The organism is Streptomyces sp. NPDC058469, from assembly GCF_042721125.1.
In the GTDB taxonomy this organism is placed as follows: Bacteria; Actinomycetota; Actinomycetes; order Streptomycetales; family Streptomycetaceae; genus Streptomyces.
The window spans coordinates 1-8214 of sequence record NZ_JBHXME010000275.1 but is presented as its reverse complement, the minus strand read 5'-3'; the positions used below and the strand labels follow the sequence as shown (position 1 = coordinate 8214).

Genomic DNA, 8214 nt, shown 5'->3' with positions numbered 1-8214 from the left:
GACGCCACCGAAGGCCCGGCCTCCGCCGCACGCCCCCCCGACCCCGACTCCGACCCCGACCCCGACCACGACCCCGACCACGACCCCGACCACGACCCCGTCCCGGACCCCGACCACGACCCCGACCACGACCCCGAGCCCGTCCCGGACCCCGACCACGACTCCGACCCCGAGCCCGTCCCGGACCCAGGCCCCGCCCGTGGTCGTCCGGACCCTCGGACATATTGCGATAATCGGTCCCATGATCGAAGCGCGGCGGCTCCACATCCTCCGTGCGGTGGCCGACCACCGCACCGTGACGGCGGCAGCCGCCGCGCTGTATCTCACCCCCTCGGCGGTCTCGCAGCAGCTCGCCGCCCTGGAGCAGGAGACCGGCCACCGCCTGGTCGAGCGCGGCGCCAAGGGCGTACGGCTGACCCCGGCCGGCGAGATCCTGCTCAGCCACACCAACGTGGTCCTGGCCCAGCTGGAGCGGGCCGAGGCGGAACTCGCCGCGTACAGCTCGGGCGCGGCCGGCACGGTCACGGTCGCCGCGTTCGCGACCGGTATCGCACAGGTCGTAGCACCCGCGGTGTCCCGTCTCGCACTCCTCGCACCCGGCATCCGCCTCCGTGTCCAGGACGCCGAGGGCGACGCCAGTCTGCCGATGGTGCTGGACCGGCAGGTGGATGTGGCGGTCGCCGTCGAGTACCGCGGGGCCCCGCCCGCCGACGACCCGCGCCTGACCCATCTCCCGCTCTACGCCGAGCCGTTCGACGCGGTCGTCCCGCTCACCCACCGCCTCGCCGACGCCGACGAGGTCCCCCTCGCCGAACTGGCCAAGGACCCGTGGATCGGCCCCTACCCCGGCAACCCCTGCCACGAGGTCGTCGTCCTGGCCTGTGAGAACGCCGGATTCCAGCCCCGCCTCGAACACTCCTCGGACGACTTCCGCGCCGTGGTCGCCCTCGCCTCGGCCGACGCGGGCGTGGCCCTCGTCCCCCGCTCGGCGCTGCGCGGCATGGACCTGACGGGAGTGGTCGTCCGGCCGGTCGACGGGGTGGCCCCGACCCGCCGGGTCTTCGCCGCCGTACGACGGGGCACGGAGGAGCACCCGCTGATCCGGCCGGTACTGGACGCGCTGGAAGAGGTTGCGCGGACGTAATCTCGTTGTTTCATATCTGGGATACCGTCCCGGATGTGAAACCGGAGGAAACGGGGGCCGCTCCAGACCCCATGGACGTCCGACTCGGTGCCCGGCTCGCCGAGCTGCGGGCCGAACGCGGCTGGTCCCTGGGGGAGTTGGCGGAGCGCAGCGGGGTCAGCCGTTCGACCCTGTCCCGCGCCGAACGCGCCGAGATCAGCCCCACCGCCTCCCTCCTCAACCGCCTGTGCGGCGTCTACGGCCGCACCATGTCCCAACTCCTCAGCGAGGTGGAGGCCGAACCCGCCCTGCTGGTCCGCGCCGCCGAGCAACCCGTGTGGGAGGACCGCACCTCCGGTTTCGTACGACGATCCGTGTCGCCCCCGCACACGGGGCTGCGCGGCGAACTCGTCGAGGGGCGGCTCCGTGTGGGCGCCGACCTCGCCTACGACCGGCCGCCCGTGCCCGGCCTGGAACAGCACATCTGGGTCCTGGAGGGTGCCCTCGACGTGACGGCCCAGGACACCGAGCACCATCTGGACGCCGGTGACTGCCTGCGGTTGCGGGTGTGGGGGCCGACGCGGTTCCGGTGCTCGGGGTCCGACGACGTGCGCTACGTACTGGCGGTGGTGTTGCCGTGAAGGTGAAGACGACGGTGCGGGTCCTGGACACACCTCAACTGCTCGCGTCCGTCGACGAGTTGGCGGACCTGTTGACCGATTCCGTGGACGACGGTGCCTCGATCGGGTTCCTCGCGCCGCTCGATCGGGCGGCTGCCGTTGCCTGGTGGCGAGAGCGTGCCGACGGTGTGGCCGCCGGGCGGCTCGCCGTGTGGGCGGCGCTGCGCGGTGACCGGGTCGTCGGCACGGTGAGCCTGGCCTTCCCCGACAAGCCCAACAGCCGCCACCGCGCCGAACTGGTCAAGCTGATGGTGCACCGGGAGGCCAGGGGATCGGGGCTCGGCCGCCGACTCCTGACCGTCGCCGAGGACGCGGCCGTCGCCGCCGGCATCACGCTCCTCCACCTGGACACCGAGACCGACAGTCCCGCCGAACACCTGTACCGCTCGGCCGGCTGGACCCGGGCCGGCGTGATCCCGGACTACGCGGCGAGCCCGGCCGGGGTGCTGCGGCCGACGACGCTCTACTACAAGCGCGTGGGGGAGGGAGGGGCAGCGGGCGTGGGGGCGGTTGCGGGGGCGGACGCCGGGGTGGTTGCGGGGGCAGGCGCCGAAGCGGACCTGGAGACAGGCGCTCTCACCAGGTGATTGTCAGTGGCAGCCGCTATCTTGCGACGCATGCCGGATGCCGAAGACGTACGCCGTATCGCCCTCTCCCTCCCGGACACGACGGAGAAGATCGCCTGGAACATGCCCACATTCCGGGTAGCCGGGAAGATGTTCGTCACCGTGCCCGAGGAGGAGACCTCCATCGCGGTGCGCTGCCCCAAGGAGGAGCGCGACGAACTGGTCCTGGCGGAGCCGGAGAAGTTCTGGGTCGCCGACCACGAGGCGGGCTTCGCCTGGGTCCGGGCCCGCCTCTCCGCGCTGGACAGCGAGGACGAACTCCGCGACATCCTCGCCGACTCCTGGCGCCAGGCGGCCCCGCCCCGACTCCTGGACGCCTACCCCGAGTTGGGCCTCCCGTCCGGGTCCGGCGACTGAAATTCCCTCGGGCGTTGTCAGTGGTGCGTGGCATCATCCGGAAGCGGGAGTGGGAGCCGGGCCGGAGGGGGATCCGGCTCCCACCTGAGCGGGAGTTCATGAGCACTGGCGGGGCGCTACGGGGGCGGCGGTCGGGGGAGGGAGCGGTGGGGGATGACTACCGGGACGTCGTCGGATTCGGCATGCGAGGGGACGGAGAGCGGGTCGGAGGTGAAGTCGGCCGGGGTGGTCGGCGGAGGAGATGGCGACGGTGATGACATCGTTGCCGGAGGGGTCCCCGGAGGGGTCGCGGGGTCGGTGAAGCGGGGCGGAGAAGGTGGTGAACGGCCCGTCTGGTCACGGGACTTCGCGCTGTTCTTCGTGGCCCGCGCCGTCGCCCGGCTCGGCGACACCATGCTGCCCGTGGCCCTCGCTGCCGGCCTCCTGGAACACGGGTACGGCGCGGGCGCGGTAGGCCTCGCCATGGCCTCAACGGCCGCCGCCTTCGCGGGACTTGTCGTCTTCGGCGGCGTGATCGCCGACCGGTTCAGCACCCGCAAGCTGATGATCGGCTCCGACCTGGTGCGCCTCGGCACCCAGTCTCTCGCCGCAGCACTCTTCTTCACCGGCCATGTCGTGCTCTGGGAGATCTGCGCGATCGGCTTCGTCAACGGCGTGGCGGGCGCGGTGTTCCAGCCCGGCGTCGCGAGTACGGTGCCGAGACTCGCCTCCGACATCCAGGGCGCGAACGGCGCGATACGCATCGCCGAGTCCGCCGCCCAGCTCGCGGGCCCGGCGGTGGCGGGTCTGCTCGTCGGATTCACCTCGCCCGGCGGCGTGTTCGCGGCCCACGCCGCCACCTACGCGGTGAGCGCCCTCTGCCTCCTGCTGCTCCGGCTGCCCCCGCTCGCGCCGGGCAGCCGTGAGCCCGGGCACGGATCGGGCGCCTTCAAGGCCGATCTGGTCGAGGGCTGGCGGGAGTTCAGATCACGCACATGGCTCTGGAGAGTCATCGCCGTGTGGTGCCTCTACATGATCGCCGTATGGGGCCCGACCGTTCCGCTCGTGGCGACGCAGGTGGTCCAACAGCACGGCCCGCGCGCCTACGGCCTGGTCAACTCGGCCCTCGGCGCGGGCACCGTCGTGGGCGGACTCCTCGCCCTGCGGCTCCGCCCCCGCCGTATGCTGCGCGCCGGTGCGATCGCCCTCTTCGCCTTCGCCGGCTTCCCGGCGACCGTCGGGGCGGGACTCGGCGTACCGGCCATGGCGGCCGGGGCTGCTGTCGCCGGGGTGGGGATGTCCTTCTGGGGCGTGATGTGGGCGACGAGTGTCCAGACCCAGGTCCCACCGGACGTCCTCAACCGCATCCACGCGTACGACGTGGCGGGCTCCCTCGCGATGATGCCCGTCGGTCAGGCACTGGCGGGCCCCGCCGCCGCTGCCCTCGGTGCCGACCATGTGCTCCTCGTCGCGGGCGCGATGAGCTTCGTGGTGCCGACGGCTCTGCTCCTGGTGCCTGCCATACGCGGGCTGATACGGGTCGACGCGATACCGGTCGGCCTGAGTGGCATGAGTACCCCGGGTGCTCCGAGCGATGCGGCGATACGTGAACGGGCGTGCCCGCAGGAGAGTTGACGGCGGGCGCGGGCGCGGGCGCGGGCGCGGGGGAGGGGCCGGGTGCGGGGACGCTGTCGTACGGCGCGGTCTCAGCCCCGCACCGTCACCGGCCCGCCTCCTCCTCCTACGAAGCCGTTGATCCGCTCGCGCAGCGTCCGCGCGTCGAGGCCGTGGGCGGTGAGGTGTTCGGCGGCGGTGCCGTAGCGCCGGAGCTCGGCCCGGCCGACGCCCAGGCCGAGCACACGGTGGGGTACGTCGGCGAGCGCGTCGTTCGCGGCGGTGGTCGACGTGCCCGTCAGATACGGCTCGACGAGGACGACGTCCGTCCCGGCATCCCACGTGGCGGCGCGCAACGCGTCCGCGTCGAAGGGCCGCACGGTCGTGGCGTACAGGACGGTGACGTCGACGCCCTCCGTCGCGGCGAGGACGGCGTCGAGCATCGGCCCGACGGCGACGACCACGCCGGAACGGCCCTCGCGGACGGTGCGGAAGCGCGCGCCGTCGACCGGGAGAGCCTCCGCGTTCGACTGGACGGACAGCCGTACGTACACCTTGTCGTCGCCCGCTGCGACCGCGTGCCGTAGCAGGGTCTCGGCCTCGTCCGGGTGGCCCGGCACGTGCACGGTCCAGCCGTCCAGGGTGTCGAGGAGGGCTACGTCGCCCGGAGCCATGTGCGTGAACCCGCCGGCGGGCCAGTCGAAGGAGGCCGCGGCGCTCACCAGTACCGCGCCGACGTCCTGGTGCCCGAGGTCCAGCTTGACCTGTTCGAAGGGCCGCTCGACGAGGAAACTCGCGAAGGTGTGCACGATCGGACGCATCCCGGTCAGAGCGAGTCCCGCGCCCGCCCCGACGAGGAGCTGCTCGCGGATGCCGACGTTGATCACCCGCTCGGGATGCCGGAGTTGGGCGTCCGCGAAGCCGTCCCTGCCGATCTCGGCGAGCACGACCGCGACCCGCGGGTCCTCGTCGAGCAGCCGGGAGACGACCGGGGCGAAACGGTCACGCATGGTGTCCATGGAGAGCCTTTCTCTATGTGCTGCCGATATGAGGGGATCAGGCGAATTTCGACTCCACCCGGGCCACGACCACATGCGGTCGGCCGGGGTGCGGCGCGGTGAAGGCGGCGTACAGCGCTTCGTGATCACGGCCGTCGACCGTCACCGCGGACCAGCCCGCGGCCTCGAAGCGGGCGGCGATACCGCCGGGCCGGGCGTGGCTCGCGGAGGAGTTGTCGACGACGACGGTGTGCAGGCGGTCCAGTCCGGCGGGCCCGGCGAAGGCGATGGCCTCGTGATTGCTGCCCTCGTCCAGCTCGGCGTCCCCGACCAGCACCCAGACCCGAGGTTCGGTACGCCCCTGAGCGCGCAGCCCCAGAGCCGTCCCGACGGCGATCGGCAGCCCGTGCCCCAGCGACCCGCTGCCGATCTCGGCGCCCGGCACCAGTACCCGGTCGGGGTGGTGCCCGAGCGGCGAGTCGTAGGAGCTGAAGTCCGGGAGCCACTCCACCGGACGAATCCCTTGGCGGCCAGCACGGCGTAGTACGCCATCGGCCCGTGCCCCTTGGACAGCAGGAACCGGTCCCGCTCGGGATCGTCCATGCGCTCCGGGCCGACCCGTAGCACCCGGTCGTAGAGGACCCACAGCGCGTCCAGCGTCGAGGTCGCCGCCGGACCGTGCTTCTCGTCGCCGGTCATCAGCCCCATGAGGTGGGACAGGTCGCCGTGTGTGTACGTGCGGCTGTGTTGTGTGGTTGTGGTCGTCATGCGGACGATCGTGCAACCTCAACCAAACTTCAGGTCAAGCGATGCGGGTGGAGTCGGCCGGGAGGTGACCCCTGGCCCCGAATAAAGGCGTGCGCGATCACCGACGTGAGTGCGGTATTGTTTCCATGCACGTTCAGCCAGGGGAAACCCCAGGTCAGACGGGCAGCGGGACGTGGCGCAGCTTGGTAGCGCACTTGACTGGGGGTCAAGGGGTCGCAGGTTCAAATCCTGTCGTCCCGACTTTTCGAAGTCGCAGGTCGGAGGCCGTTTCAGAGAGGATCTGAAGCGGCCTTTCGATCGTTCTTGGAGACCGGCTGGGGACCAGCCCATTTGTACGGGCCCGAAGCGCACCTTCACTCGGTTAAAGTGCGGCACCATGGCCCCGGTCGGCATGGGCGCGGTCGATGTCAAGGCGTGGGGGCAGGGCAGACGCCCACGGACGCGACCGCGGTCTTCCCCGCAGACGCCGTTCCCGCCTCGAGTGTCGGCAGCGCATCCCCGGTACGGACTGCCCCACTTCAGGAGGCTCCACCACCAGCTACACCTATGACAGCGCCGACCGTCAGGTCGACAGCGGCTACACCTACGACGCCTTCGGCCGCACCACGGCCAAGCCGGGCAGTACCACTCTCGGCTCCTACGACAACGACCTGATCCAGCAGGAAACGGTCGGCTCCAAGCGGCAGACCTGGCAGCTCGACAGCACCCAGCGCATCCGCTCCTGGCACGTTGAGTCCAACAGCGGCGGTATCTGGACCACCACCGCTTCGAAGGCCAACCACTATGACTGCGGGTGCGAACTGGGCAGCGCGGCCTGCAACTCGGCGACATCCACGGCGACATCACCGTTCAGCTCCGGCTGGACACCGGCAAGGCGCCTACCGTCCAGGACACCGACGAGTACGGCGACACGCGCGCCGGCGGTACGTCTGCGCGTCACCACTGGCTCGGAGCTCAGCAGCGGGCCGGTGAGACGCTGTCCGGGCCGGCCCTGATGGGTGCGCGGGTCTACGGCTCGTCCACCGGCCGCTTCCTGCAACTCGACCCGGTCGTCGACGGCGGTGCGAACGCCTACGGCCACCCGTCGGACCCGATCAACATGTACGACCTGAACGGGAGTGGTGATCCCGGTCGAAGTGGAAGAAGTTCGGTCATCCGGATCGCCGGCATTCGTCGATTCGTGAGCTACGTACGGGCCATGAGGCGGGGCAAGAAGGTCCAGGGCGCGATTCGCCATGCGGCGGCCGTCATTCTCGGCTACGGGGGGACCAAGGCCGCATGTAAGGGAATCTGACCGCATGTGGCGCCCTGGGTCCATTCCGGGGCGCCACACCCAGACAACAACCCGCGGAACCATTACAGAAAGTCGGATCACCGTGTACGCAACGGAATTGGCCTCCAGCGCCGATGCCGTCTTGGCCGTCTCGGTCGGTTGTCTTCTGCTCGCCGCCCCAGTCATCGCCTACGAGCCCATCGCCAGGGAGCGGATCGCGCACTCCAGACGATCCGCGAGTCGCAACGGTCCAGTCGGCGACGAGCGAGGTCTGCCCCGGACCGTGCTGTTCGGCGGCGTCGCGGTTCTGATCGGCCACACCATGGGATCGGCCGCTCAGAACCGGTGGACGCTCCCCTGGGATCTCGCACTCGAAGTTCTGGTTTACGCCTCGGCGTTGCAGCTCTTCGAATTCGCGGCGAAAGGGCGCGATCCCCGGGGAGCGTTCACCGACTCGTCGACTCGCAGTCGCGGGGCTCGTGCTCGACTGACGACCATAATTCGTTCTGCCCGGGCCGGGGTCCCCTCGGCGCGAGCAGGCTGACGAGAGTCGTTCCGGCGATCTCGTCGCGCTGGGCTGTGGCGCGGTCGCCGGCCCTCTGCCGACTCACGCGAAGGTGGGGTCGGGGCAGCCTATTCGGGGACGGTGGGGGACCGGCGCCGCACGCCTGGTGGTGACGGAGGCGCTGGCGCCCGCCCGGCCCCCCGCGGGGGCCGGCGGCAGCCCCCCCCCCGCGCCCGGCGGTGCCGGGTCCCTCAGCACACGGTGATTGGAAAGATTTAGGGTGGCCAAGCC

At 71.2% G+C, this 8214-nt stretch carries 8 protein-coding genes, 1 tRNA gene and 1 pseudogene; 7 read left to right on the top strand and 3 right to left on the bottom strand.

Going from position 1 to position 8214, the window contains the following annotated elements; translation table 11 throughout:
• Positions 1 to 243 (bottom strand): hypothetical protein (locus ACFWP5_RS50830; RefSeq protein ID WP_384173718.1); only part of this gene is annotated, 243 nt, incomplete at its 3' end.
• On the opposite strand from ACFWP5_RS50830, the gene ACFWP5_RS50825 reads away from it, so the two are divergent.
• From ACFWP5_RS50825 to ACFWP5_RS50805, 5 genes are all read left to right on the top strand, one after another.
• On the top strand, positions 242 to 1144 hold the full coding sequence (locus ACFWP5_RS50825) for a LysR family transcriptional regulator (protein WP_384173715.1): 903 nt from the start codon (positions 242 to 244) through the stop codon (positions 1142 to 1144). The two genes, ACFWP5_RS50830 and ACFWP5_RS50825, sit on opposite strands and share 2 nt — an antisense overlap.
• Before the next feature lie 71 nt (positions 1145 to 1215).
• Positions 1216 to 1764 (top strand): helix-turn-helix domain-containing protein, encoded by a 549-nt coding sequence (locus tag ACFWP5_RS50820; RefSeq protein WP_384173725.1) that lies wholly within the window; start codon positions 1216 to 1218, stop codon positions 1762 to 1764.
• Positions 1765 to 1766: 2 nt separating this feature from the next.
• Positions 1767 to 2390 (top strand): GNAT family N-acetyltransferase, encoded by a 624-nt coding sequence (locus ACFWP5_RS50815; protein WP_384173721.1) that lies wholly within the window; start codon positions 1767 to 1769, stop codon positions 2388 to 2390.
• A 30-nt stretch (positions 2391 to 2420) separates the two neighbouring features.
• The gene (locus tag ACFWP5_RS50810; protein WP_033281774.1) at positions 2421 to 2786 is read left to right on the top strand and encodes an MmcQ/YjbR family DNA-binding protein; all 366 of its coding nucleotides are present in this window, start codon (positions 2421 to 2423) and stop codon (positions 2784 to 2786) included.
• 297 nt (positions 2787 to 3083) lie between these two features.
• Positions 3084 to 4400: an MFS transporter gene (locus tag ACFWP5_RS50805; protein ID WP_384173711.1), complete on the top strand. Its 1317-nt coding sequence runs from the start codon at positions 3084 to 3086 to the stop codon at positions 4398 to 4400.
• Between the two features lie 71 nt (positions 4401 to 4471).
• Here the strand turns inward: ACFWP5_RS50805 and ACFWP5_RS50800 are convergent, their stop codons facing one another.
• Positions 4472 to 5398 carry a transketolase family protein gene (locus ACFWP5_RS50800; RefSeq protein ID WP_384173708.1) on the bottom strand — a complete coding sequence of 309 codons (927 nt, stop codon included), beginning with the start codon at positions 5396 to 5398 and terminating at the stop codon, positions 4472 to 4474.
• Positions 5399 to 5435: 37 nt separating this feature from the next.
• Positions 5436 to 6145, bottom strand: a pseudogene (locus tag ACFWP5_RS50795) (transketolase).
• 166 nt (positions 6146 to 6311) lie between these two features.
• Here ACFWP5_RS50795 and ACFWP5_RS50790 point away from each other — a divergent pair.
• Positions 6312 to 6385, top strand: a tRNA-Pro gene (locus ACFWP5_RS50790).
• Between the two features lie 553 nt (positions 6386 to 6938).
• Positions 6939 to 7439 (top strand): RHS repeat-associated core domain-containing protein, encoded by a 501-nt coding sequence (locus ACFWP5_RS50785; protein WP_384173705.1) that lies wholly within the window; start codon positions 6939 to 6941, stop codon positions 7437 to 7439.
• The last annotated feature ends 775 nt before the right edge of the window (positions 7440 to 8214 follow it).

Coding starts and splice junctions, on each gene's coding strand:
- ACFWP5_RS50800 (WP_384173708.1), bottom strand. CDS start 5,398: ATGGACACCATGCGTGACCGTTTCGCCCCGGTCGTCTCCCGGCTGCTC.
- ACFWP5_RS50820 (WP_384173725.1), top strand. CDS start 1,216: ATGGACGTCCGACTCGGTGCCCGGCTCGCCGAGCTGCGGGCCGAACGC.
- ACFWP5_RS50825 (WP_384173715.1), top strand. CDS start 242: ATGATCGAAGCGCGGCGGCTCCACATCCTCCGTGCGGTGGCCGACCAC.
- ACFWP5_RS50810 (WP_033281774.1), top strand. CDS start 2,421: ATGCCGGATGCCGAAGACGTACGCCGTATCGCCCTCTCCCTCCCGGAC.